Source organism: Shewanella submarina (genome assembly GCF_042646185.1).
Classification (GTDB): domain Bacteria; phylum Pseudomonadota; class Gammaproteobacteria; order Enterobacterales; family Shewanellaceae; genus Shewanella; species Shewanella corallii.
Genome location: NZ_JBHRTD010000018.1, coordinates 983,295 through 1,009,111, shown reverse-complemented (window position 1 = coordinate 1,009,111; position 25,817 = coordinate 983,295). Strand labels below are relative to the sequence as shown.

Here is a 25,817-nt window from a genome sequence, read left to right as displayed (position 1 = left end):
ATAGACGCGCGCCACCTTTGTTAGGCTTATTTGCGGATTACACCGAGGCAATTAGCGTTAAAATTAGCCTGCTAATACTGAATTCTTATTAATGTATGCAAAAATAGCTTTTAAAAAATCAATTTTTATTTGATTCATGAGCTATTAGTTTCTATTATTCCTGCAGACATAAAATTTTAACTTAGTTTAATTAACTCGGAACATAAAGTTATGAGCGAATTCCTTGAAGTATTGACCCATGCCCGCCGTTTTAAAGCTGCTGTTAAAGAGCTGTCTTTGGAAGAGCTGCAGGATCTGGCCGCTAAGCTGAACAAAATCATTGAAGAGCGTGAAGCCGCTGCTGAAGAGGAACAAGCAGCAATGGCAGATCGTATTGCCAAGATTGAAGAAATCCGTAAGCAAATGGCTGAAGTTGGTCTGTCTCTGGACGACCTGGGTGGCGCTGCCGGTACCAAAGCAGCTCCAAAGAAGCGTGCTCCACGCCCAGCCAAGTACAAAATTGAAGTTGCCGGTGAAACCATCACCTGGACTGGCCAGGGCCGCATGCCTAAAGTATTCAAGGCAGAGCTGGACAAAGGCGCATCTATGGATGACTTCCTGATCTAATCAGGATTATCCCGGATACAAAAAGCCTGCCTTAATGGTGGGCTTTTTTGTGCCCATAAAAAGTTAAAAACACTTACAATTCCAACTTGGTTTTTACATTCCAATTAGATAGGCTCATGCTACCTCCGCCCTATTTATTGGATGACAAAACAAAAATGATAAATAACCCGGTCACCCGCTATTCGGCTTTGGGACTGTTGTTGTTTTCCCAGACTGCTTTAGCCAAAACTCCTTTGACCCAAGGTAACGAAGCCCTCACAGCACTTACCGGTGCAACCATTCATATTTCCCCTGAACAGCGAGTAGAAAATGCTACTCTGCTTGTCAAGGGCAAGAAAATATATGGCGTTGTCGATAACGATGATATTCCAGAGCACGCTCTGGTGCTGGATTTAGCAGGCTACACCTTGTATCCGGGATTTATTGATCCCTACGCTGATTATGGTATCGAGTTCAAATACCCAAAACCTGACAATAAACCACCTGTATATGAAGTGAAGCAGTTAGGTGCCAAGTCCGGAAACACTGCAATTCATGCCGAAAAAGATTGGGTCGACTACATTAGCCCAAATAAAGCAGCTGCCGCCAAATGGGTAAATAATGGCTTTACCTCAGTGCAAAGTGCCAAGCTGGACGGAATATTTCAGGGGCGTGGCGTCACCCTGTCATTGTCGGAAAAACCAGCCAATGAAGTGATTTACCAAAGCCAGGGTAAACACTTTATGTCCTTTCACAAGGGCTCTTCTATTATGGATTATCCAAACTCCCTAATGGGTAGTATGGCGTTAATCCGTCAGACGTTTGCCGATACTCTCTGGTATCAAAACAATAAAGATAAAGATGACTTTAATGCCTCATCTCCGGCTTTTGTTATGAATTCAGCCTGGGGCAATCTGGTTCCGCTGGAGCAACAACAGTTTATTTTTGCCACAGATAACCTCAATAGCCAGCTGCGCGCCGGTCACTTAATGCAGGAGCATTCCCTGTCAGCTACTTTGCTGGGTAACGGTAAAGAGTATGCTCGCCTTAATGAATTAAAAGGGATTAATGCGCCGGTTATTCTGCCGCTTAATTTCCCCAAAGCGCCTGATGTCAGCGATCGTGACGCCGAGCGTCAGGTCACCCTTGAACAGCTCCGTCACTGGGAGCGGGCACCGTTTAATCCTGCACTGTTGGCCTCTGAAGCCATCCCGTTTGCATTAACCTTGCATGACACAGATGCCAAAGCCTTCTGGAAACGTCTGCGGTTAGCGGTAGATATGGGACTGACTAAAGAGGATGCACTGGCAGCCCTGACAACGGAAGCGGCACAGATTGCCGGCGTCAGCGAGCTGGCCGGTAAGCTGGAGAAAGGGTATATCGCCGATATCGTAGTCGCCAAAGGTGACCTGTTTGAAGATGGCGAAATCTACAGTGTCTGGATGCAGGGGGACGAAACGATTCTCAAGCCCAGAGCTGAGCAGGCACTGATTGGTGAATATCAGATCAGTTTCAATGGCCTGGAGCTTGACCTCGTGCTTGAGCAAGGCAAGAAACTGTCTGGCGTGCTGTCCGGTGGTGAGCAGGAGATCAAACTCAGCAAGCCAGTGCTCAAAGGGCAGCGTCTGTCATTCAGTGCTGACCTTACCGAAGCCGGTGTTGAAGGTGTTGGCCGTTTCGTCATCTGGTTTGATGATAACAAGGGTAGCAGCCTGCATGGCCAGCTGACCGATGCCAAGGGCGCTATCACCCCCGTCGCCGGTACCCGCAACACCTCCTCCACGGCCGAAGACGAAGATAAAGACAATAAACCACTGCCCACTGAGTTGGTTGGTCGTCTGACTTCGCCCAATGTCGCCTATGGTTTAAGCAGCCTGCCATCGGCAGAAAAACTGCATATCAAAAATGCGACTGTGTGGACCTCTGAAGCTGAAGGTGTGCTGGAGAACGCAGATGTACTGATAAAGGATGGAGAGATCCAGGAAGTCGGTCAGTCTCTGAGAACACCATCGGGTTATAAAGTGCTGGATGCAGAGGGTAAGCACCTGACCGCCGGGATTGTGGATGAGCACAGCCATATCGCCATCAATGGCGGCACCAACGAAGGCTCAGATGCCATCACCTCTGAAGTTCGTATCGGCGACATTCTGGATCCTGATGCCATTGCCATCTATCGCTCTTTGTCTGGAGGTGTGACAACAGCCCAACTGCTCCATGGCAGTGCCAACCCGATTGGCGGTCAGGCACAACTGATTAAACTGCGCTGGGGCGAAGACGCTTCATCACTGAAGTTTAAAGGTGCACCTTCTGCCATTAAGTTCGCTCTGGGTGAAAACGTTAAACAAAGCAACTGGGGTGACCAATTTACTACCCGCTTCCCGCAAACCCGTATGGGGGTTGAGTCGCTGTTCCGTGATGCCTTCGATGCGGCAATGGAGCATGACAAGGCGAGAGCTGACTATGACAAGTTACGCCGTTCAAGCCAGCGGAAAACTCTGGAACCCAAGCCGGATTTGCGTCTGCAGGCGGTAGCCGAAATTTTGAAGGACCAGAGGGATATTCATATTCACTCCTATGTGCAATCAGAGATCCTGATGTTCCTGCAGCTGGCTGAGGAATATAACTTTGATATTGCGGCCTTTACCCATGTGCTTGAGGGTTACAAGCTGGCTGACGAACTGGCTGCTCAGGGAGCCGGGGCATCTACCTTCTCTGACTGGTGGGCCTATAAATTTGAGGTATATGACGCGATTCCGCAAAACGCCTGTCTGATGAATGACAAAGGAGTGCTGACCAGCATCAACTCAGATGATTATGAAATGCAGCGCCGTTTGAATCAGGAAGCGGCCAAGTCTGTGATGTACTGTGGCATGAGCGAAACCGATGCCCTCAATATGATCACCATCAACCCTGCAAAACAGCTGGGAGTCGGTGACAAGGTCGGTTCGATTAAAGAAGGTAAGCAAGCGGATCTGGTGCTTTGGGATACCCATCCCCTGTCTGTGTATGCCAAGACTCAGGCTGTTTGGGTAGACGGCAAGCGCTACTTTGACCGTACCCGTAATCAGCAGGAAACCCGCCTTCTGGGTGAAGAGCGTGCAGCACTGATCCAGAAACTGCTCGCCAGCCCGGCCAGTCGTAAACAGGGAGAGCTGCCAGCCGATAAGCAGGAGCCGGAATGGCACTGTGACACTCACTACAATGCCTGGGGCGAGAACGCCCATCTTGGCCATAACCATCACTAACTGGAAAGTATAAAGATGCGAGTTTTAGCTATGATGACTGGCCTGTTGATGGCCTCCCCGGCGCTGGCCCATGATATGGTGCCGGGCGCTCCCCAGTCACAACCAATATTGTTGCAAAATGCCCTGGTGCATACGGTTTCCGTTGGCAGCCTGGAAGATACGGATATTCTGATTGAAAACGGCATTATCACCGCCGTAGGCTCAGACCTGCAAGCCGACGGAGCTCAGGTAATCGACCTGACAGGTAAACAGGTTTATCCGGGCCTGATTGCGCTCAATACCTTTCTGGGGCTGACTGAAATTTCCATGGTGCGCGCCACCGTGGATACCGCAGAAGTGGGCAAACTCAATCCGGAAGTCAAAGCCTCGGTGGCCTTTAACCCGGACTCAGAGCTGATCCCTACAGTACGCAGCAACGGCATCACCCATGTTCAGGTGGTTCCTCAGGGACGTGGTCTTACCGGTCAATCCACTCTGGTCAATCTGGATAGCTGGACCATAGTCGATGGTGAAGTGGATACCCCGGCTGCCATCCATCTGCACTGGCCAACGGTTTGGCGCTGGTCCAGCGATGAAAAGAGACGTAAAAAGCAACAGGAACAACTGGATGCAGATATCCAGACTATCCACAGTGCATTTGAAGATGCTTACCGCTATCACCTGGCAGCAAAGGCAGACAAGGTCACCAGTTCAGATATCCGTTGGCAAGCCATGCTGCCGCTGTTCAGTGGTGAAGCCAAACTCTTTGCCCATGCCGATAACCAGGGTGATATCGAACAGATACTGGATATCGCCCGCCACTATAATATCAAGCCTGTGATTGTTGGCGGATATGATGCCTGGCGCATGCCGGAAATGCTCAGTGAAGCCGGGGCATCTGTCATTTATCCCCATGTGTTCAGCTTGCCCCGTCGCAGTGACGAACCGATTGACCTGCCATTTCGCATTCCAGCCATGCTGGAACAGGCCGACATCCCCTTTGCCTTTGGTTTCAGAGCTGACTGGGATGCCCGTAATCTGCCTTTTGCGGCAGGACAGAGCATTAGCTACGGCCTGAATAAGCAGGATGCACTGAAGGCTGTCACCCTGGATGCTGCCAGGATTATGGGAGCAAACAAAATGGGGTCGATTGCGCCGGGATATAAAGCCAGCCTGATTATCAGCAGTGGCGATATATTCAATCCCATGGAGGCCAATATCGAAGCCATGTATATAGATGGCCGTCAGGTGGATCTCAATAATCGTCACAGGCAGCTTTATCAAAAGTACCTGAAGCGATAGAATTTCCCCGGGAATCATTCAACAGCGGACAATGAGTCCGCTGTTTTTTATTGTGGCAGGGATACTATGAAACTACTTTCAATACCCTCTTGCATGCTGGCAGCAGGGCTGCTTGCAGGTTGTGCCGGAGACTATACCTTTAATTCCAATCTCAGCGGCAAGGCGGTAAATGAGTATTTCAAAGCGGGTGATGTCGCGCTGATTGAAAAGAATGTAGCACCGCCCAGACCATTTAATCCACTGGCCATGGTTGATGGGGAATCCTGTCAGATCTTTGCTGACGAACCTCCAGCATCCGCGGTGGATGCGCGCACCAAGATGCGTCTGGCAGCAGCTGATGCCGGAGGCAACGGTGTGATGCTGAACAACTGCGTAGAATACAAGGACCCCGAAGGTGGGTGCCTTTCCCGGGTGATCTGTATCGGCCGGGCCATCGTCATGGAAGATGAGTAACGTCGGCATTGTCGACCCTATTATTGAGAATCATTTAATCCATGAGTTTTACCTCCCAGATCCAGGCGGTAGCCTATTGCCGCACGCCTTATAAACAGAAGTTCGGGATCCCGCGCCAACCCGGTCTGGTGGAAGCCAGAGGTTATGTCGAGTTGGCCGGCGAGTTTAATCACATCGATGCGGTTCGTGGTCTGGAGCAATACAGCCACCTGTGGTTGCTGTTTTGCTTCCATGAGAATCTCGCCCAGGGCTGGAAAACCACAGTCCGCCCTCCCCGCCTTGGCGGCAATGAAAAGATGGGCGTTTTCGCGACCCGTTCAACCTTCCGCCCCAATGGTATCGGCCAAAGCGTGGTAAAGCTGCACGGTATCGTTAAGCGCAAGGGCAAAGTGTGTCTGGAGATCTCTGGCATGGATCTGCTGGATGGCACGCCCATTGTCGATATCAAACCCTACATCCCTTTCTCCGATGCCATCGACGGCGCAGTGGGGGGGATAGCTCAGGAAGCTCCTGAACTGATTGAGGTGGAATTCAGCCAGCAGGCGCTGACGCAAACCACCAAATACAGCATGCGTGAACACAGCCCTGACCTAGAGCCACTGATCCGCGCAGTACTGGCTCAGGATCCCCGTCCTGCATACAAAAAGGCCAAGGAAGACCCCAAGCTGTATCAGGTTGCCCTGTATGATTTGGATATCTTCTGGAAGATGCAGGATGGCAAAGCACAGGTGCTGGAACTGGTACCGGGAAAAATCCAGAGCCAGTAACCGCTCCTTCCTTCAAGATTATTACTTGCGGGTAAAAGTTAATTGCTTTTACCCGGGATTATCTCTGTTTCCAACAGGAATATAATCTTCTCCTGATTCAGACCTATATGAGCAAGGAGGAGATTATGGCTTCAGGCTGGGCAAAAGAAGGCGCGGTTCAGGATCAAATCGACTCAGATATTCTCGATGCCGTGACCCGGGCAAGGCTGCAATTACATCAGGGCGACAGCATGGCTTATTGCGAGCTGTGCGACGAGCCCATCCCAGTGGCAAGACAGCTTGCTGTTCCGGGAGTTCGTTTGTGTATCCAGTGCCAACAGGAACAGGATAAGTTGCAGCAAAGAGCTGTCAGTTTTAACCGCAGAGGCAGTAAAGACAGTCAGTTGCGATAGCGCCAACCTCACTCGTTATCGCTGTTCTTTACCTGAACTGGGAGGCACAGATAAAATGTAGCTCTCAGCTCTGCAACCCAATTTGACTTCCCACTAATGACTCCCGACTACCGCGCCCAACACAAGAAACGTCTTTCCTGGATGCCCTGGCTATATTTCTCATTGAAAGAGAAACACCTTGCCTGGGCACAACCCTGGCAGCAGCAGGTACAGGCACATTTCAGCGCGGTGGAAACTGTCCGTTTTGGTGACAACTGCTTTGTGGCACCGGAAGCAGAGCTGTTTGCCGAGCCCGGACGGGATATCACCACAGGCCATCAGTGCATGATAGCTGCGGGCTGCTTTTTACATGGTCCGCTGACGCTGGGTAATGAAGTGGCCATCAATCACGGCTGCTCCTTCGACGGCGGCAGCAAAGGGATCACCATAGGCGATCAGACCCGTATCGCCAACAATGTCACCATCTACGCATTCAATCATGGCATGGCCCCCAATAATGCGATTTATAAGCAAAAATCCCATTCCATTGGGGTGAATATCGGTAAGGATGTGTGGATTGGCGCCCAGGCCGGTATTGTTGATGGCGTCAACATAGGGGACCACGCCGTTATCGGTATGGGTTGTGTCGTCAGTAAAGATGTTCCGGATTGGGCAATTGTTGTGGGAAACCCCATGCGAATCGTCGGAGACAGGCGGGATAAACCAGAGCTGGCGTTGTTCCATCAGCAAGGCAACTGAAGCAGATTAACTTTTACCCATTGAGAATTGCTGAAATGCAGGTCCTATCTAGATTCTGCAGGTGACAAGTGCCTGCCAAGTGATAAAATGTCGCCCATTCAAATCACATTGGGACTATTTGGTAATGCGAGTCAGCAAATACCTGCTATCTACACAGAAAGAAACCCCTGCAAACGCAGAAGTAATCAGCCATCAGCTAATGCTGCGCGCCGGTATGATCCGTCGCAACGCTTCAGGTCTATACAGCTACCTGCCCACAGGTCTGCGCGTACTGCGCAAAGTTGAAGCTATTGTTCGTGAAGAGATGGACAAGGCCGGCGCCTGTGAAATCCTGATGCCTATGGTTCAGCCGGGTGATCTCTGGGTTGAGACAGGCCGTTGGGACAAGTTTGGTCCTGAACTGCTGCGCTTTACCGACCGTAACAACCGTGACTTCGTACTGGGCCCAACCCACGAAGAAGTGATCACTGACCTGGTGCGTAAAGAAGTCAGCTCATACAAACAGCTGCCTCTGAACCTGTACCAGATCCAGACCAAATTCCGTGACGAAGTTCGTCCACGTTTTGGTGTGATGCGCTCCCGTGAGTTCCTGATGAAAGATGCTTACTCTTTCCATCTGGATCAGCAAACCCTGGACGACACCTACAACGCCATGTATCAGGCATACAGCAACATCTTCACCCGCATGGGTCTGGAGTTCCGTCCTGTATTGGCTGACACCGGCTCTATCGGTGGCAGCGTGTCTCACGAGTTCCACGTACTGGCCAACAGTGGTGAAGACCTGATCGCCTACTCTACCGGCAGCGACTACGCCGCCAACATCGAGAAGGCCGAGTCGCCAATGCCGACTGAAACCCGCCAGGCTGCAACTGAAGAGATGCGTAAGGTTGATACTCCTGATGCCAAAACCATCGAAGAGCTGGTTGAGCAATTTGGTCTGGATATCAAGAAAACCGCCAAGACTCTGATTGTTCGCGGCTGTACCGAAGAAGCTCCTCTGGTGGCGGTTGTGGTTCGTGGTGACCATGAACTGAACGAAGTGAAAGCTGACAAGCTGGAACTGGTTGCTGCACCACTGGAATTCGCCACCGAAGGTGAAATCCGTGACGCACTGGGTGCTGGCTGTGGCTCTCTGGGTCCTGTTGGCCTGAACATCCCTGTCTACATCGACCACGCGGTCGCTGTGATGAGCGACTTTGTCGTGGGCGCCAACGAAGATGACAAGCACTTCTTCGGCGTAAACTGGGAACGTGACCTGCCACTGGCACAGGCCGCTGATATCCGTAACGTCGTTGAGGGTGAAACCACACCTGACGGTCAGGGCACCTATGCCTTTGCCCGTGGTATCGAAGTGGGTCACATCTTCCAGCTGGGCACCAACTACTCTGCTGCCATGAACGCGACTGTGCTGGATGAAAACGGCAAGGCTCAGACCCTGATCATGGGTTGCTACGGTGTGGGCGTAAGCCGTATCGTTGCTGCCGCTATCGAGCAGAACCATGACGACCGCGGTATCATCTGGCCAGCTGCCATCGCACCTTTCCAGGTGGGCATTCTGCCAATGAACATGCACAAGTCTCACCGTGTGACTGAAGTCGCAGAGAAACTGTATGCCGACCTGGCCGCTGCCGGTATCGATGTACTGTTTGATGACCGTAAAGAGCGTCCAGGCGTGATGTTCGCCGATATGGAGCTGGTTGGTATCCCACACACTATCGTGATTGGTGATCGCAACATCGACGCAGGTGTATTCGAGTACAAAAACCGCCGCACCGGCGAGAAGCAGGAGATCCCATTCGATCAGATTGTTGACTTTATCAAAGGCAATATCTAATCCGGATTACTCCACTTACCTAAAAGCACGCTCAATGCGTGCTTTTTTGTTTTACGGCAACAGTGCAACCCCGTCTGTGTAAGTTATTCCCCGGTTACCCTTTCATCACCAAGTTTCAACATGTTAGCATGTCACCACGTGTCGAAAAATTCGCCGCGTCCGGGCAGCGATATTTGCTTGTGCATTTATCTGATAAGGCTGCACAAATTCATGCCGAACCAAAGGACGGCCCCATGATTGAAAACAACAAAGTTGTCGCCATTGACTACAGTGTGACAGACGAAGCCAACCAACTTATTGACACCTCTGAGGGCCGTGAACCCCTGAAATATCTGCACGGCACAGGTAACATCATTCCCGGTCTGGAACAGGCTCTGAACGGCAAGCAGGCTGGCGATGAGTTCGAAGTAACAGTGTCACCTGCTGAGGCTTACGGTGAGCACAACCCGGACAATGTTCAGGAAGTCCCTATGGATGCTTTTCAGGGCGTAGAGAAGGTCGAAGTCGGCATGTCCTTTACCGCTCAGGGTGCCAACGGAAACTTCCAGGTTACAGTGACCAATATCAGCGACGACAATATCGTTACTGTTGATGCAAACCATCCACTGGCAGGTAAAACCCTCACCTTTAAAGGTGTGGTTCGTGAAGTGCGTGACGCCACTGAAGAAGAGATTGAACACGGCCACGTGCATTAATTTGCCAATGGCACAGTGACTTAAAGCCGGCAAATATGCCGGCTTTTTGTTTATTTAAATAAAAATAGGTAAATACCAATAAAACAATAAGTTATACATATATTAATTCTCATTCATACTCCCGTTCTGAGCCTTTGCAGTTACCTTAAAACCGATATAATCCGGAAATATATGAGTCCGGGGGAACAAAGATCAAAAACGATCGTGACTCACAACACCAAATAGATGAAAAAGGTAACCAGACAATGACCCCACAAGAGAAAGATCTGATCCAGAATGTCGCCCGCAAATTACAAAGCAGTCCTGATAAACCAAAGGACGCCGACGCTGAGCAACTGATCGCCTCTGAAATTGCCAGCCAGCAGGATGCAGTTTACAAACTGACTCAGGCAGTGTTGGTGCAGGAAATGGCTCTGAAAGAGCTGAAACAAAAGAATGACTATCTGGAGCAGAACGCGGAGTACTACCGCAATGAATCCCAGCGTGGTGCCATGAGCAAGATGTTCGGTGGCTCACGTCCTGCTCCGGTTCCACCTCAACCGGTTAACCAGCCAAGTGCGTTTGGCAGCTTTATGCAAACTGCTGCAGGCGTGGCTGCCGGTATGGTAGCCGGTCACCTGATCAGCGATATGCTGTTTGGTGACGAAGCTCAGGTTGAAACGGCCTCGGCAGATGCTGCTGCCGATGCAGCTACTGACAGTGCGGCAGATGCCGCAGCTGATACCAGTGCTGACACAGCAGCAGCCGACACAGGAGCTGACAGCAGCTTCCTGGGTGGCGACAGCGGATTTGCCTCAGAGTACACAGATTCCGGATTTGGTTCTGACACAAGCTTCGGTGCTGATGACACCGGCTTTGGTTCAGACACAGGTTTCGGCGGCGATGATATGTTTGCCAATAACGACGATACCAACTCAGGTTTCTTCGGCGGTGGCGACGACTTTGGCGGTGATGATTTCGGCGGCGACGACGATTTCTAAGCGCGCCAAGCCTATATCTCTATCATTCTGCTGACCTCTTCATGTTACAGAATGAGTAAAAACCGGCCTCAGGGCCGGTTTTTTATTGCCTGAGCTCCATACATAAGCTCATCCTTAAATTAATTAATGATAACGATTATCATTTGTGTTAGGGTGGTTTGGTATCAATTTAACGAAACAGGATGGAGGACACCTATGACACCCGTTACCCGCTTAGTACTGGCCGTTACATCAGTATTCTGGGCATTGCCTGCATTGGCCGATGAATGTGATATCAGCATTTCTGCCAATGATGCCATGCAATTTGATACCAAGGAACTGAGTGTTCCTGCCAGCTGCCAGCAGGTCACACTGACCCTCAAGCACACGGGTCAGTTGCCCGCGGGTGTTATGGGCCATAACTGGGTACTGACCAAAACGGCCGATATGTCAGCAGTTGCCACCGACGGAATGAGCGCCGGGGCAGACAACGCCTTTATCAAGCCAGATGATGCCAGAGTCATTGCCGCAACTGATGTTATCGGCGGTGGTGCCAGTACCAGTGTCACATTCGATACCAGCGCACTGAAAAAAGGTGAAGACTATAGTTTCTTCTGCTCTTTCCCCGGGCACTGGGCCATTATGCAGGGCAAGTTGCAGTTAACCTGAGGACAACGCCGGACATGCCTGAAGGATATCGACATGTTTGATTATCCTTCTACCGTTATTGCCTGCCATACAGATACTGTTAACTCTTGATTTTTATCCAACTCAACGCCTTAATTAAAGGTATAGGGATTGTGTTAGTGATGGGGTTAAGGGGACTGGATGGCAGCCAATATAGCGTTGGTATTAGGCGGCGGTGGTGCAAGGGCAGCTTATCAGGTGGGTGTGCTTAAGGCCCTGGTACAATGCTATCCACGTAATCATGGTATTCCCTTTAATATTGTCTGCGGCACCTCTGCCGGAGCTATCAACGCAACCTCAATCGCAACCCACGCATCCTGTTTTCACCTTGGTGTACGTAAGCTCGACTGGGTCTGGCGCCATATGGTGACAAGAAATATCTATGATACATCCGTCAAACATCTGCTGAGCCACCTGCTTGGCATGGGACTTAGGGTGTTTCAGGATGATCAGGTTAATACCGAAGCGCCCAGCCTGTTTAACAATGACCCTTTGCGAAAACTGCTGAATGAGTTGATCGACTTTGGCCGCATTGATCGCAACATTGCCAGGGGAGCGCTGCGGGCCATCAGTGTCGATACTTCCAGCTATAACACCTCCGGCTCTATCAGTTTCTTCCAGGGCAATGAGGAAATTGCCAATTGGCAGAGAGCACGACGTGAAGGTCAGCGTACCCAACTGAATACGGAACACCTGCTGGCCAGTGCCGCAATCCCACTGGTTTTTCCCTCCATCAGGCTGGGACAACACTATTTTGGCGATGGCTCGGTCCACCAGCTGGCACCACTGTCCAGCCCTATTCATTTAGGGGCAAGAAAGGTCATGGTGATCAATCTGGACAGCCCTCACAAGCATCAGGGTAAAGAGCTGCCCCACCATCCCAAAGCGGCAACCCTGGCAGGACACCTGCTGGACACCATCTTCTCGGATACCCTTAACAGCGATCTGGAACGTTTGGAGCGCATTAACTCAACCCTGGCTCATATCCCCGAAAGTAGCCGGGATAAGTTACCTCTCAAGCCGATAGAAACTCTGGTGATTAAACCCAGCGAAGATCTCAGCGTAATAGCGGCCAGACATTACCGGCATATGCCTGTCGGCGTGCGCAGTATGCTGAAGCTGATTGGGATCAATCAGGAATCAGACTCAAGTATCGTCTCCTATCTGCTGTTTGAGAAGAGTTACACCCGCGCCCTGATTGAGTTGGGATACCAGGACGCAATGTGTCAGATGGATGAGCTCAGGCAGTTTTTTGAAATTGACAGGCGCTCGGATAAGGTCACGCCGCTACCCGCCCGGGCAGCGGGCTGACCCTAATTCCCCTCAAATGTTCCGCGAATTGGATAGTGATTGTCAGGATTGCGTATCCACTCCAGACCACTGACCAGAGCTTCCAGTTGAGGCCGCACGAAAGGGTTGTTGGAGATATCTACCACCTGCACTGTGCCGTGTTCATTGACCACGAACAGGCCGGGTTCAGCAAATTCATGGTCGGTTTCCTGCTCACTGCGGGGAATTGAAATGTACACACCAAGCTCCCGCATCTGCGCCACACTCAGCCCATATGCCAGCGGGAAACTCACCTGCAGGCGACTCATATGCTCCTCCAATTGGGACTGGCTATCGCCACTGGCGGCAACCACATCAATGCCCAGGGCATGCAGACGGGGCAGAAAGCCTTCCAACTCATTCAGGTAACGGGTACACAAAGGGCAGTGTCTGCCACGATAGATCACCACTAATTGCCAATCGGCATCTCCCCTTGGCGCGCCCAGGGTTAACGCTTCACCGGACAGGGTTCGCAGAGTATGTTGTGGGTATTTAGCGCCAGCAGGCAGTTTATTTTGCCAATCCATTTAAATTCTCCCGATACAAAAATCTCACTGGATCTTTGGGTTTAACAGATGATGAAATAGTGTACTCAGCTATTATCAAACTCAACCGGTTTACTTTTGGTTACCTGGAGATACCCATGCCCGACGCCAGCCTTGCCAACACCATCGCCCTGCAAAAATCCCGAACCGAGAGTTATCAGAGCCAGCCAACACCACTGCCGGCAACTAAAGCTATCACCCTGAGTTGTGACGCTCCCTGCCCTATTGAGCAGGGAATGCGATTGATTGGTGGTAAGTGGAAGGCTTCGATTCTGTGGCACTTGCAGGGAGAAGGGCTCAGGTTTAATGAGGTGTGCAGGCAGGTCCCAGGAGCCAGTAAAAAGATAGTGGATGCCAGACTGAAAGAACTGGAGGCTGATGGCATGATCAGCCGCCATGTGTTGAGTGATAAGCCCATTGCAGTCGCCTACAGGATCACCCCAAGGGGGCAGTCGCTATTGTCAATTCTGAATCAACTCAAAGACTGGGTAATGGATGACGGTAAATAGCCCGTTATTGTCCGAGGCGAATATCCGCATCGCTCCGGATATTCAAGTCCTGCCCTCTGGCGAAGTCAGCCAGAGATTGAAAGTCACTGCCACGCCACACTGGCATTTTACGCAATGATGCTGGCAGGGTCTTGAAGGATGATTCACTGCCACCAGGTAAAAGTTGCAACTCGCCATACTGACTGATTTCCAGCGTTAACGGCGTCGGTGCCTCAGCTGCATGGGGCATCAATTCAAGACCAAGATGATAGTCCCGCTTTCTCAGCACCCACTTCTCCGGCAGGCGCTTGTCGCTGTCCCACCAGTCGCCATCCAGCGCCCTGATGCGTCTTTGGGTTTCAGCCTTCTCGACTTCCCCCAGTTTTTGCAAAGCCTCATCCAGCGCCACTTCAAATGCACTACTGAACTCCTTCACACTGGCTGTGGGAGTTTGCTCCAGCACCTGAATCGCCAACCTGGCCCCGAGCATATTGGAGTAAAGGTCTTCCGGTGAAAATGCTGACGCCAGCTCAGACCAGCCACTGACAGACTTGAGTCCAAACCACTGGGCAATTTCATGCCATTGTGCCAGTTGGAAAGCCAGCATACCCGCCAGCTTTATACCTTGCTGACGTTTGCTGTCATTATCATGCACAACATCATCGGCACGCATCACCACCCGACGCTGCCGGAGCTCAGCGGGTAATGTCAGGGTATGTTCACTGCCAATGTAAGGCCAAAGCTCGTGGTACAGGTAGTAGGTATAGTCAGCGGTATCACGCACATGGGCAATATCAATAAAGCCGCCACGGCGGGTATAGATCAAACCGTTGAGCTCATCAGCGATTCCCAACAAACTGCCTGCTACGCCCTGACTGCCATCGTTATAGACATGGCTGCCAAACTGCCCGGCATCCACCAGATTTTCCAGAGAGAAAAAGGGAACCGGCACGCCGCCAACCTGCGCCTTTAAATCTGTACCAAATGCACAGCAGGGACGTACTCCAGCAGGCGCTTCGAGCGCTTTGGCAAAGTTGGGAAGCATTAACAACAGCGTCAAGCCAATCAGCAGCCTGTGTCCTAACATCAAAATGCCTCGTTAATCTGAAAATAAAAACCGCTGGAGTCTTTGCCCAGCCCCAGGTCAAACCTGACATTCACTCTGGGCTTAAAAGCCAGACGGTAACCTACCCCGAAAGTCGGCAACCACTCGCCATGGAGGAGTTCACTGCGCTGCTGCCCCAGAGTGCCAGCCCCGGCCCAATACACCAGGCCATGGCGCTCGGTCAGTTGCTGTCGCAGCTCCACCTGACCATTGAATTGGTATCTGTCTCGGTACTGCCCCTGATAATAACCGCGCATACGTCCATCACGTCCCATTTCAGACAGCGCAAACCAGGGCACATCCCCTTCCACTCCCTGACCGAACAGTTCCCAGGCCAACACCAGTGATGGTGCCAGCCTTTGATATTGACGATAGTTGAGGGTCAGGCGCCGGAAGTTACGGTCAGACCCCATGACAGCGGTGTAGTCATCATATTTGGCACTCACCAGAACGCCTTCCCAGGCATTGGGGGCAAAATCACGACTGTCATAGGCCAACCCCAGGCTGATGCCGGAAATATCGGTGTCCTGCAATTCGGCAGGAGACAACGCCGGGCCGTCAGCGCTCATATCCCGGTAGGACTGCAACTCCCAGCCAAGGGTGGCATAGGTGTTAGGCAGCAAGCGATAAGCCACCCGGGGAGACAGCTCCAGGACACTGGCCTCGATCGCAGTTTTGTTTACAGGCTGCTGAGCAGCCTGCATACCAATTCCCCAATAATCTCTGGGAGACTCACTGATCCAGCCATCCAGCTCAAGACGCCAGCTGTCATCCCCAAGATAGGTACGATTCTCGACTCCAAGCCCATAAGAACCTGAAGTGGACACATAGGATTTAATCCCCAGCGTCGAAATCTGGGTGCTCTCTTGCCGACCTTTTGGTGAGTACAAGCCAATGGCGGCCACACCAATACCAAAGCCCTGCAGTGGATTAACAAAAGGCCCAGGTAACACGCCCCAGTCTATCCCTTTATCCAGCTCCAACTGCTCGCTGGCCCCCAGCTCTTCGAGCAGAGTATCCAGCCAACCTTTATCTTTCGCAGTATCGGCATGTTCAGCAGCAAGCAGGTTGCCACTCAGCAACAAAACGATGGAAAGCAGCAGCCCTGTGGCCAGCTGCTTGATGTAAAAACCGGATTGCATCAGAAGCGATATTCCATGGACAACATAGCGCTTTTACGCTCACCCAATCCTGCTTCGCCAATCAAAGACCAGTCTCTGGCGAACTGATATTGGAAACCCACCAGAGTATTCCATGGTGTCTTCAGGTGCTGCTCAACCTCAAAGCGACCTTCTCCCACAATAGAATCAATAATTGGAGGTAGACCTAGGTTTCCAATTTTCCCCGACAGATGTTGCTCCACTTCCTGGAACATCCCTCCAATCCAAACACGCAGAGGGAGGCCACTGTTAGCAAAGTCATAACCCACTCGTGGAGACAGCACAAAGGCGTCAATTTCACCATCGATTACCGTCAGTTTGGTTTTGGTCAGACTGGCATCTATAAGAGTAAACCAGCTCCCCACACCACCAGCGATAACAACGCCACCACCATACAAGTAACCATCTAGATCCAACTCGAAGTCGAATGGGATTGGCTTAGGACAAAATGGTGAAGGTTTACATCCAAAGTCAAAAGCTACGCGCGCTTTAGTAGAGCCGGTCATTTTCCCACCGATAGCATAGACATTGAGAAATGGCAGTAACCACGCATCCGCTCGAAGTGTATAGACCTGGCTATCCTGTACTCCACCTTCCAGCGGTGTAATTAAGTCCTCTGGTAATCCACCTAAATTCGACAAAGATATGCTGTCTACAACTATTCCCTGCTCAACATGCATGGCGCCAACACTCAAACCAAAAGGTTCGGGTAAGGTGTATCCCTGAGCCCTGGCCTCTTCGGCGAACAGGGGTAATTCAAAAGCTGTGGCACTGCTGCTGCCAAAAATCATTGCAGCACATGCCAGATATCGTACGCCGGTCATGGTTTTTCACTCTGAAACTGATGGAATGGCAGAATTTTATGTATTGGCGCACAAAAGTAAACCTCAGAGTGTACATTTGTGAGATGTGTTGATATTCTCGCCACTTCTTACCTGGGCGCCCGCAATGAAACTATCTGAAATCAAACACCTCGACATTCTGGATGCCGCTGAAAAAGAGTTCCTGGAGTTGGGATTTGATGGCACCAGTATGGATGCAATCAGTGCCAGAGCCAGCGTATCCAAACGCACACTGTACCGACATTTCGAAAGTAAAGAGGCGCTGTTCAGCGCTGTTCTGAGTCGTCTTCATCAACGAAATCATACTCAGGGGTTTAAGGAGTATGACAAAAATCAGTCACTTCATGACCAATTGCTGGCACTGCTGAATGATGAGCTCAAGCTCCACAGCGACACCTACAGTCTGCCTGTGCTGCGGATGATAGTCGTGGAACTGCTCAGACAACCTGAGATGGCGCGACAATTACTGACTGAGATTTATGCAGGCGACAACAGCTTTTTGCTCTGGTTACAGCAGGCCGGGCAGGCAGGCGCACTCAATAATCACGACTACCCACAGATGGCCAGGCTACTGAAAGGCATGTTCAGCGGTCTGGTAATCTGGCCCGGATTACTGACAGGCGACGCCCTTTCCTCAGGGGAGGAAACCAATCAACTACTGCAAGAGATAGCCAACGTCTTTTGCCGGGCCTATGGCGCCACTCAGGGATAAACCGTTATCCCTGCAGCAGATATTGCTCTGCCCTCTCCACCCTTCTTGGCTTGCCCTGCAGCAGCAATATATCACCCGTCTTGAGCAACCACTCCTTGCTGGGCTGTTCAACTTCTGCGCCGTCACGACGAACAGCCCTGAGCTCGACTCTGAGTTTCTCCCAGGGCAGCTCACCAATACGTTTGCCTACCACACTGGCACCCTCGGGCAGTGATACCGCATGCAGCTGCTCCAGTGTGAAATCGGATTCCACGCCACTGAAAAAGCCATGAAGATAACGATAGTGGTTGCGCCTCTCAGACTCCAGCCGCTTAAGAATACGTGACAGGGGAATACCACACTTGTAGAGCACCTGAGAAACCAGCATCAAACTGCCTTCCAGAGACTCAGGGATCACCTGAGTCGCGCCGGCATGCTCCAGCTGGTCAAGGGACTTATCATCCCGGGTACGCACCAGAATATTCAGCTCAGGAGCCATGTCCCGGCACATATGGACAACTTCTTCCAACGCCCGGGAATCGCAAAAGGTGACCACCAACATACCGGCATCGCGGATCCCAAGTTGCTTGAGAATACTGGCCTTACAGGCATCACCATAGTAAACAGGCTCACCGCCATTCCTTGCTTCCGTCACCCGTGCCGGATCCATATCCAGCACCAGATAGGGAATGGCTTCAATCTTCAGAAAACGGGCGATAGTCTGCCCTACCCGTCCGTAACCCAGAATAATCACCAGGTCCTTGGAAACCTCAACCGGAAACTCAGGTTCATCATCGAGATTATTGTCCACTCTGGCCTGCATACGCTTACCAATTTCAGCGCTGTGCCTGACCAGCCAGGGCGCAATTGCCATAGATACCACAGCCACCATCACCAACTGGGTACTGACCTGTTTGTCCAGCAACTCATAGTTAACGGCCAATGCCAGAATCACAAAGGAGAACTCACCCACCTGAGCCAAAGTCATGGCTGACGTGGCGGCGTTGCGAATTGGCTCACCGGAAAAACGCAGCAGCAGATAGACCACCATGCCTTTACCGACAATCACGGCAAACAGCAAAAGCAGGATCTGCCACCAGTAAGCCATCACCAACTGGAAATCCAGTAACATACCAATGGAGATAAAGAAGAGCCCCATCAGCAGATCCCTGAATGGCCGGATATCGGCTTCCAACTGACGACGATACTGGCTTTCACCGAGCAACATACCCGCCATAAAGGCACCCAGCGCCATAGACATGCCCATCCACTGGGTAAAGGCACCTGTGCTGAGAGCGACCACCAGAGTAGCGAGAACAAACAGCTCACTGGATCTGGCCCTGGCAATTTCATCAAACAATTTCGGCAACAGCCACTTGCCCGCCGCCATCAAGCCCACAAAGGCGACAGTGCCCTTAAGCAGACCGTAAAAAATATCCTGCAGTGCCAGTGCTTCACCATCCGTGGCCAACAGTGGCAACAGAATCAGCAAGGGGACAACAGCGATATCCTGAAACAGCAGCACACTGACCGACAATTCACCATGGCGACGTCTGAGCCAGTCCTGTTCATTGAGCAGCTTAAGCACAATAGCGGTAGAAGAGAGGGCAATAGCAGCACCGATAACGATAGCGGAGGCTGTGCTCTGATCGTAGTAAAGAGCGATACAGGCACTGATTGCCGAGGTTACCAACACCTGGGCGCTGCCGAGACCAAACACAGTGCGGCGCATGGCCCATAACCTCGGCAAGGAAAACTCCAGCCCCAGACTGAACATCAAGAGCACCACACCCAGCTCGGCAACCGAGTGCATTTGTGCCTGAGAGAACCAATTGAAACCACTGGGACCGCTGACCACCCCGGTCAACAAATACGCCAATATCGCCGGTAACCCCAGGCGCCTGAACAGGGCGATGGAGCCAATGGCGATCAGCAGCATCAATAATAGTGGGGTGAGGTATCCGTGCTCCATCATTTCTCCGGTCAAAAAGCTGACACCAGTAAACCAAATGAATTTATGGTGTGATTACTTCCAGATTAACCTAATGACAAACAAAGACAAATTTAATCAACAAGCGTATCGGCACAGACATTGCTTTAAATCCAGGCAATATCCCGGGAGAATCCGGAAAGAGTGAGGATTTCACAATGGCATATGGCAATACAACAGAAGTTTACGCTGACAATCAAGCAAAAACAGGGCGCATCTACCAGATGCACAGCGGCATGATGCCTCCACAGGCAGAACTGCTCAGCTCCCTGCAGTACTTGCATGCCAGCCTCGAGCCCAAAGATGTATTCGATACCTTTGCCGCTTTGGCCGGCAAACAATTGCCGCTTTCCGGCTTGCAACTCAGCTTTAATGACACCCTGCTTGAATGGGGTGAGCAGGGCTCAGTGGTGTTGCCCCGCCCATTCGTATGGGGAGCACAAACCGGCATTCTCAAGTATTACCTGTATCAGCCTGTCAGTGCTTCGCAGATGCGATTTATGACACAACTGGAGTTTCTGTTACAGCAGCCTATGTCCAATGCGCTGGTATTCGCCGAGATTAGCAGGCAGGCCACAGTCGACAGCCTCACGGGCCTTGGCAATCGCAGAGATTTCGAGCGTACCGTCAATCAGGCAATTTGCCGGGCTGCCCGCTCTGAAAGCCCCATGTCATTGCTGATTCTGGATCTGGACAACTTTAAGCAGCTCAATGACAACTATGGTCATGAAACCGGCGATCTGGTACTCACAGAATTCGGAAAACTGCTGCAAACCACAATTCGCAGCAGTGATCAGGCTTTCAGGCTGGGTGGGGATGAATTTGTGATTCTGGTGGAAGGCGACCGACAGGGCTGTGCATTACTCTGTGAGCGCATTATGGCCAGGCTGCAAAGTCACAGAGTCCTGTCCGGTTATCAGGTCAGTGCCAGCCTCGGTGGCACCCAATACAAGATAAATGACGATTTAAGCAGTATGTATCGCAGTGCGGACAAGGCACTCTATAAGGCGAAAAAAGCGGGGCGTAACGGTTACAGGTTGGCAGGCTGAGTTTATTCAACGCTCAGCGCCAGACTTACCCCGGTTTCACCCGATTTGGCCAGAAACGATTTTTCAACCCAGATACCGGGCACCGCAGCCAACTGCCCATCGATAAAGAGCAGTGGCAGATGCTGACGGATCCAGGGCGGAACCCCCGCCTCCTGCCAGCATTTCTTCAGCTCTCGCCCTTTATCACGGAAGTGAGGGTGACAGCGCGTGGCTCCGGTTATCCCAAACCCGGCCATAGTCGCCAACTGCCACTCTTCTTCGGATTTACCACACCTGACTCTGGGCCCTTCACTGGCTGAGTTCAGCGTCAACAAAAAGGCGCCGTAACTCACCTGCTCCAATCCCTTTTCAAGCGTCAGCTGGCCGGGAGTCATCAGAGCCTGGTTGGACGTTACGTAAATGCCACCGGCAAATCGTCGTATTACTGCCCCTGCAAATTTGAGCTCAACCCCCGCATCCTCCCTGGCCTCAAGCAGTTGCTGCAGCGCCTGCTCCAGCTGCACCTGAGAGGGCAATTCCAAACCGCTTTGTTCGATAAAGGCTCTGAGCAGCAGTTTTTGCCAGTGAGGTGCCTGCCTGGCAAGCTCGTCCAGGGCCAACGTCTTGCCCCAGGGGGTATCACACACCATTCCAGTGAGCCTGTCGCTGACCACCTCATCCAGTGCCAACTGCTGCTCGGCGCAAAGGGAAGCTGAGCGAGCGGCGGTATGGGCTATCTGGGGCCAACGGGATTTCAACAGAGGGATAATATCCTGACGCAGAAAATTGCGGTCAAAACGGGTGTCAAAGTTACTCTCATCCTGAATATGGGTCAGCTGGTTGGCGGCAGCAAATGCTTCGATCTGTTGGCGGCTACAGTCCAATAACGGCCTCACCTGCCAGCCTTTATCGAAAGGCTGGCATTTACCCATCGCCGCCAGCCCTCTGGGACCCTGGCCCCGCTTCAGTGCCAGCAGCAGGGTTTCCAGCTGGTCATCCTGATGATGACCGGTCAATAAAATATCACCAGGCTTCATCAACTGACTGATTGCCTGATATCTGGCTTTACGCGCCTCTGCTTCCAGGCTGGTTCTGGGTCCCTGATCAACAGTAACCCGGCAAAGCCTGAACTCAAGGCCATAATGGGCAGCCCGGGCTTCACAGTGTTGCACCCAGCTCTCGGCATTGTGACTGAGTCCATGATGTACGTGCACCAGAGTACAGTTTATTTCGGGATGAGCAGCTGCGTATTGCCCCAATAAACAGGCAAGCACCTCTGAATCCACGCCGCCACTGTATCCAAGCAAAACCCGGGTACCAGGCTTGGGAGCCAAGGCTTCCAGGCTGTCAGCAATCAGTACCGGCATCAGAACAGGATCCTGACCTTGTCCGGACCTATCATCTGCTGCAGCTCCAGCACCAATTCATCGCTTGGATTTACCCGCCATTCATCTCCCAGCCGGAACTGGCCTGAGGCCTGCTCCCTGGCATAGTTGATCACCACAGGAACCGCCCCGTTGCGCCAGGGATCCAGCACCCCACCAAAACGCTGCAACCAGTCCGGTGATACCCTGGTACCATCCATATCCACTTCCAGCGCCAGCGCAAAGTGACTGCGGGCTTCGCTGATATCGATCATATTGCGGATAGTCATACGGTTACCGCCGGAGAAGTCGTCATAACTGACCTCACCTTCGCAGATCAGGATCCTGTCCTTCTCCAGCAGATGACCAAATTTCTCAAACGCCTCAGTAAACAGCATGCACTCCAGACGGGCACTCTTGTCGTCCAGAGTCACCAGCCCCATTTTGGAACCGCGCTTGGTCAACATCACCCTGGAAGCAATCACCAGGCCGGCGGCTTTCACGGTTTTGCCCCGCTCTGTTGGGTGAATATCTTTAAGACGGCCAGAAGTGTACTGACGCAACTCCTTCAGATATTGATTGATGGGGTGGCCCGTGAGGTACAGACCCAGGGTCTCGCGCTCACCTTCAAGCCACACCTTGTCCGGCCAGGGTACGCACTCTACAAACTGCTGTTTGGTATCTTCCGGCTCGCTGTTGAGCAAACCAAACATATCACTCTGACCGATGGCGCTGGCCTTGGCATGCTGCTCTGCTGCGCGCATCGCTTCCGGCAGGGTTTCCATCATAGATGCCCTGTGGGGGCCCAGAGTATCCAGTGCGCCAGCGCGGATAAGACGCTCAATCACACGGCGGTTGAGTTTTTTCAGGTCCACCCGGGCACAGAAGTCGAACAGATCTTTAAACGGGCCATCTTCCCGGGCATGAAGAATGGACTCTACCGGGCCCTCCCCCACACCTTTAATGGCGCCAATGCCGTAAACGATATTCTGTTCTTCATCTACGGTGAACTTAAACAGGCCCTTGTTCACATCAGGTGGCAGCAGCGGCAAGCCCATACGCTCGCACTCATCCACCAGGGTCACAATCTTGTCTGTGTTATCCATATCGGCGGACATTACTGCCGCCATAAACTCTGCCGGGAAGTGAGCCTTGAGCCAAAGCGTCTGATAGGACACCAATGCATAGGCTGCAGAGTGGGATTTGTTAAAACCGTAACCTGCGAATTTTTCCACCAAATCGAAGATCTTCATCGACAGCTCGCCGTCGACGCCGTTCTTCACAGAGCCCGCTTCAAAGGTACCCCGCTGTTTGGCCATCTCCTCCGGTTTTTTCTTACCCATTGCCCGGCGGAGCATATCCGCACCACCCAGGGTGTAGCCTGCCAGGGTCTGGGCGATCTGCATCACCTGCTCCTGATACAGAATAATGCCGTAGGTGGGATCCAGAATTGGCTTCAAGCTCTCGTGTTGCCAGGTGGCATCGGGGTAGGAGATCTCCTCACGACCGTGCTTACGTTCGATAAAGTTATCTACCATGCCTGACTGCAGAGGGCCTGGGCGGAACAGTGCCACCAATGCGATCATATCTTCGAAGCAGTCGGGCTGAAGACGCTTAATCAGGTCTTTCATACCCCGGGATTCGAGCTGGAACACAGCTGTGGTTTCGTAGCGCTGCAGCATTTTGAACGACGTCTTGTCATCCAAAGGAATCGCGGCAATATCGACCGGCTGTTTGCCGGCCTTCTCCAGACGCGGGTTAATCATCCCCAGCGCCCAGTCAATAATGGTCAGGGTCCGCAGACCCAGGAAGTCAAACTTAACCAGACCGGCAGTTTCCACGTCGTTCTTGTCGAACTGAGTAACCGGGAACTTACCTTCACTATCGCAATACAAGGGGGCAAAGTCGGTGATCTTGGTAGGCGCAATTACCACGCCCCCGGCGTGCTTACCCGCGTTTCGGGTCACGCCTTCCAGCTTGCGACACATATCAATCAGGTCGCGAACTTCTTCATCAGCCTCATAAGCCTCAGGCAGGCCAGGCTCAGCCTCGAACGCTTTGGCCAGGGTCATCCCCGGCTCGGCTGGCACCATCTTGGAGATGCGATCCACAAAGCCATAGGGATGGCCCAGTACCCGGCCCACGTCGCGGATTACCGCCTTCGCCGCCATGGTACCGAAAGTAATAATCTGAGATACCGCTTCCCGGCCATACAGCTCGGCCACATGATCAATCACCTCATCCCGGCGATCCATACAGAAGTCAACGTCGAAGTCGGGCATGGATACACGCTCAGGGTTCAGGAATCGTTCGAACAGCAAATCGAACTCCAGCGGATCCAGATCGGTAATTTTAAGGGCGTAGGCCACCAATGACCCGGCACCCGAGCCACGGCCTGGACCTACAGGAATGCCGTTATCCTTACCCCACTGAATAAATTCCATAACGATAAGGAAGTATCCGGGGAAGCCCATCTGGTTAATAACCTTTAGCTCCACATCCAGACGCTCGTCATACTCACCGCGCTTTTCGGCCCGGACTTCAGGGTCAGGGAACAGAAACTCAAGACGCTCCTCCAGACCCACTTCCGAGACGTGAACCAGATAGTCTTCAATGGACATCTCACCGGTTGGGAAGTTTGGCAGGAAGTATTCGCCCAGGCGCACAGTGACGTTACAACGCTTGGCGATTTCAACAGTGTTTTGCAGCGCTTCAGGGATGTCGGCAAACAGCTCACACATCTCCTCCTCGGTTTTGAGGTACTGCTGATCACTGTATTTCTTTGGACGACGAGGATCGGCCAGGGTGTAGCCATCGTGAATAGCTACCCGGATTTCGTGGGCCTCAAAATCTTCCGGGGTCAAAAACACCACCTGGTTGGTGGCGACAACCGGCAAGCCCACATCACCGGCGAGCTCTACCGCAGCGTGCAAATAACGTTCTTCATCGGCCCGGCCGGTACGCAGCAGCTCAAGATAGAATCTGTCCGCGAAGTGAGTTTGATAAAACTGCGCCAGTGCTACGGCCTGACCTTTGTTGCCCTTCAACAACGCCTTGCCGATATCACCGTCTTTACCGCCGCTGAGCAGTAACAGGCCTTCCCCATACTCAATCAACCACTCCTGATCGATCACTACAGTGTCGTCGATATGGCCACGCAAGTAGGCACGACTGATCAGGTCGGTCAGGTTTTGATAGCCTGTGTTATCCATCGCCAGCACTGTCAGGGAGCAGAACTCCTTTTCAATGCCGGGGACTATCATTTTGAAGTCGGCACCGATAATGGGCTTGATACCCTTGTCATGACAGCCACTGTAGAACTTCACCAGACCGCAGAGGTTATTCTGATCTGTCAGGGCAAAAGCCGGCATTTCCAGCTCTTCAATCTTGCCCAGGATAGGTTTGACTTTTGCCACACCATCGGACATGGAGAAATCTGAGTGACAGCGGAGGTGAACAAAACGAGGCTGGGACATGGCGAAAAAATCGACTTGAGTATCTGAATTTCAAAAGAGAAAGATAACATGAAGCTGCATGGTCCCAAAGCGGAAAACCGATCCTGCCGAATAGATAATTACATCGGAGTCTGTGTTTGGCAGGAAACAAAAAAGGTGACTCTGAGGTCACCTTTACTTTCAT

At 52.0% G+C, this 25,817-nt stretch carries 22 protein-coding genes; 15 read left to right on the top strand and 7 right to left on the bottom strand.

Going from position 1 to position 25,817, the window contains the following annotated elements:
* Positions 1–210 precede the first annotated feature (210 nt).
* The 12 genes from ACFOE0_RS21530 to ACFOE0_RS21475 all read left to right on the top strand — a co-directional run bounded on the left by ACFOE0_RS21530 (position 211) and on the right by ACFOE0_RS21475 (position 12,947).
* A complete protein-coding gene (locus ACFOE0_RS21530; protein ID WP_115135092.1) occupies positions 211–606 on the top strand; it encodes an H-NS histone family protein in 396 nt (131 codons plus the stop codon).
* Between the two features lie 155 nt (positions 607–761).
* Positions 762–3,830 carry an amidohydrolase family protein gene (locus ACFOE0_RS21525; protein WP_248934586.1) on the top strand — a complete coding sequence of 1,023 codons (3,069 nt, stop codon included), beginning with the start codon at positions 762–764 and terminating at the stop codon, positions 3,828–3,830.
* Between the two features lie 15 nt (positions 3,831–3,845).
* Positions 3,846–5,111: an amidohydrolase family protein gene (locus ACFOE0_RS21520; RefSeq protein ID WP_248934585.1), complete on the top strand. Its 1,266-nt coding sequence runs from the start codon at positions 3,846–3,848 to the stop codon at positions 5,109–5,111.
* Positions 5,112–5,177: 66 nt separating this feature from the next.
* The gene (gene rcsF, locus ACFOE0_RS21515; RefSeq protein WP_115135100.1) at positions 5,178–5,564 is read left to right on the top strand and encodes an Rcs stress response system protein RcsF; all 387 of its coding nucleotides are present in this window, start codon (positions 5,178–5,180) and stop codon (positions 5,562–5,564) included.
* Between the two features lie 41 nt (positions 5,565–5,605).
* Complete coding sequence (gene tsaA, locus ACFOE0_RS21510) at positions 5,606–6,331, top strand: tRNA (N6-threonylcarbamoyladenosine(37)-N6)-methyltransferase TrmO (RefSeq protein WP_248934584.1); 726 nt, start codon at positions 5,606–5,608, stop codon at positions 6,329–6,331.
* A gap of 125 nt (positions 6,332–6,456) precedes the next feature.
* Complete coding sequence (locus ACFOE0_RS21505; RefSeq protein WP_248934583.1) at positions 6,457–6,723, top strand: DksA/TraR family C4-type zinc finger protein; 267 nt, start codon at positions 6,457–6,459, stop codon at positions 6,721–6,723.
* Between the two features lie 96 nt (positions 6,724–6,819).
* On the top strand, positions 6,820–7,461 hold the full coding sequence (locus ACFOE0_RS21500) for an acyltransferase (RefSeq protein WP_248934582.1): 642 nt from the start codon (positions 6,820–6,822) through the stop codon (positions 7,459–7,461).
* Between the two features lie 124 nt (positions 7,462–7,585).
* A complete protein-coding gene (locus ACFOE0_RS21495; RefSeq protein ID WP_115135106.1) occupies positions 7,586–9,295 on the top strand; it encodes a proline--tRNA ligase in 1,710 nt (569 codons plus the stop codon).
* Between the two features lie 233 nt (positions 9,296–9,528).
* Positions 9,529–9,990 (top strand): FKBP-type peptidyl-prolyl cis-trans isomerase, encoded by a 462-nt coding sequence (locus ACFOE0_RS21490; protein ID WP_115135108.1) that lies wholly within the window; start codon positions 9,529–9,531, stop codon positions 9,988–9,990.
* 245 nt (positions 9,991–10,235) lie between these two features.
* Positions 10,236–10,970 carry a DUF2076 family protein gene (locus ACFOE0_RS21485; RefSeq protein WP_248934581.1) on the top strand — a complete coding sequence of 245 codons (735 nt, stop codon included), beginning with the start codon at positions 10,236–10,238 and terminating at the stop codon, positions 10,968–10,970.
* Positions 10,971–11,165: 195 nt separating this feature from the next.
* Positions 11,166–11,618: an azurin gene (azu, locus tag ACFOE0_RS21480; RefSeq protein WP_248934580.1), complete on the top strand. Its 453-nt coding sequence runs from the start codon at positions 11,166–11,168 to the stop codon at positions 11,616–11,618.
* Between the two features lie 159 nt (positions 11,619–11,777).
* A complete protein-coding gene (locus tag ACFOE0_RS21475; protein ID WP_248934579.1) occupies positions 11,778–12,947 on the top strand; it encodes a patatin-like phospholipase family protein in 1,170 nt (389 codons plus the stop codon).
* A gap of 2 nt (positions 12,948–12,949) precedes the next feature.
* Here the strand turns inward: ACFOE0_RS21475 and ACFOE0_RS21470 are convergent, their stop codons facing one another.
* The gene (locus ACFOE0_RS21470; protein WP_248934578.1) at positions 12,950–13,492 is read right to left on the bottom strand and encodes a redoxin domain-containing protein; all 543 of its coding nucleotides are present in this window, start codon (positions 13,490–13,492) and stop codon (positions 12,950–12,952) included.
* A 116-nt stretch (positions 13,493–13,608) separates the two neighbouring features.
* Here ACFOE0_RS21470 and ACFOE0_RS21465 point away from each other — a divergent pair, with 116 nt between their 5' ends.
* Positions 13,609–14,019 carry a winged helix-turn-helix transcriptional regulator gene (locus tag ACFOE0_RS21465; protein ID WP_248934577.1) on the top strand — a complete coding sequence of 137 codons (411 nt, stop codon included), beginning with the start codon at positions 13,609–13,611 and terminating at the stop codon, positions 14,017–14,019.
* A gap of 4 nt (positions 14,020–14,023) precedes the next feature.
* Here ACFOE0_RS21465 and ACFOE0_RS21460 read toward each other — a convergent pair whose 3' ends face one another.
* The 3 genes from ACFOE0_RS21460 to ACFOE0_RS21450 are packed head-to-tail and all read right to left on the bottom strand — an operon-like array spanning position 14,024 to position 17,087.
* A complete protein-coding gene (locus ACFOE0_RS21460; RefSeq protein ID WP_248934576.1) occupies positions 14,024–15,085 on the bottom strand; it encodes a DUF4056 domain-containing protein in 1,062 nt (353 codons plus the stop codon).
* The gene (locus ACFOE0_RS21455; protein WP_248934575.1) at positions 15,085–16,245 is read right to left on the bottom strand and encodes a BamA/TamA family outer membrane protein; all 1,161 of its coding nucleotides are present in this window, start codon (positions 16,243–16,245) and stop codon (positions 15,085–15,087) included. The genes ACFOE0_RS21460 and ACFOE0_RS21455 overlap by 1 nt, the downstream gene beginning before the upstream one ends.
* The gene (locus ACFOE0_RS21450; RefSeq protein ID WP_248934574.1) at positions 16,245–17,087 is read right to left on the bottom strand and encodes a virulence protein; all 843 of its coding nucleotides are present in this window, start codon (positions 17,085–17,087) and stop codon (positions 16,245–16,247) included. The genes ACFOE0_RS21455 and ACFOE0_RS21450 overlap by 1 nt, the downstream gene beginning before the upstream one ends.
* A 124-nt stretch (positions 17,088–17,211) precedes the next feature.
* On the opposite strand from ACFOE0_RS21450, the gene ACFOE0_RS21445 reads away from it, so the two are divergent.
* Complete coding sequence (locus tag ACFOE0_RS21445; RefSeq protein ID WP_248934573.1) at positions 17,212–17,817, top strand: TetR/AcrR family transcriptional regulator; 606 nt, start codon at positions 17,212–17,214, stop codon at positions 17,815–17,817.
* Positions 17,818–17,821: 4 nt separating this feature from the next.
* On the opposite strand, the gene ACFOE0_RS21440 is transcribed toward ACFOE0_RS21445, so the two are convergent.
* Positions 17,822–19,768: a monovalent cation:proton antiporter-2 (CPA2) family protein gene (locus ACFOE0_RS21440; protein WP_248934572.1), complete on the bottom strand. Its 1,947-nt coding sequence runs from the start codon at positions 19,766–19,768 to the stop codon at positions 17,822–17,824.
* A gap of 176 nt (positions 19,769–19,944) precedes the next feature.
* Here ACFOE0_RS21440 and ACFOE0_RS21435 point away from each other — a divergent pair, with 176 nt between their 5' ends.
* Positions 19,945–20,835, top strand: a complete 891-nt coding sequence (locus tag ACFOE0_RS21435) for a GGDEF domain-containing protein (protein ID WP_248934571.1) — start codon at positions 19,945–19,947, stop codon at positions 20,833–20,835.
* 2 nt (positions 20,836–20,837) lie between these two features.
* Here the strand turns inward: ACFOE0_RS21435 and tilS are convergent, their stop codons facing one another.
* Together tilS and dnaE are read right to left on the bottom strand one after the other, a co-directional pair.
* Entirely contained in the window at positions 20,838–22,181 is a 1,344-nt protein-coding gene (gene tilS / locus ACFOE0_RS21430) for a tRNA lysidine(34) synthetase TilS (protein WP_248934570.1), read from the bottom strand.
* Entirely contained in the window at positions 22,181–25,654 is a 3,474-nt protein-coding gene (gene dnaE, locus ACFOE0_RS21425) for a DNA polymerase III subunit alpha (protein ID WP_248934569.1), read from the bottom strand. The genes tilS and dnaE overlap by 1 nt, the downstream gene beginning before the upstream one ends.
* Positions 25,655–25,817 lie beyond the last annotated feature (163 nt).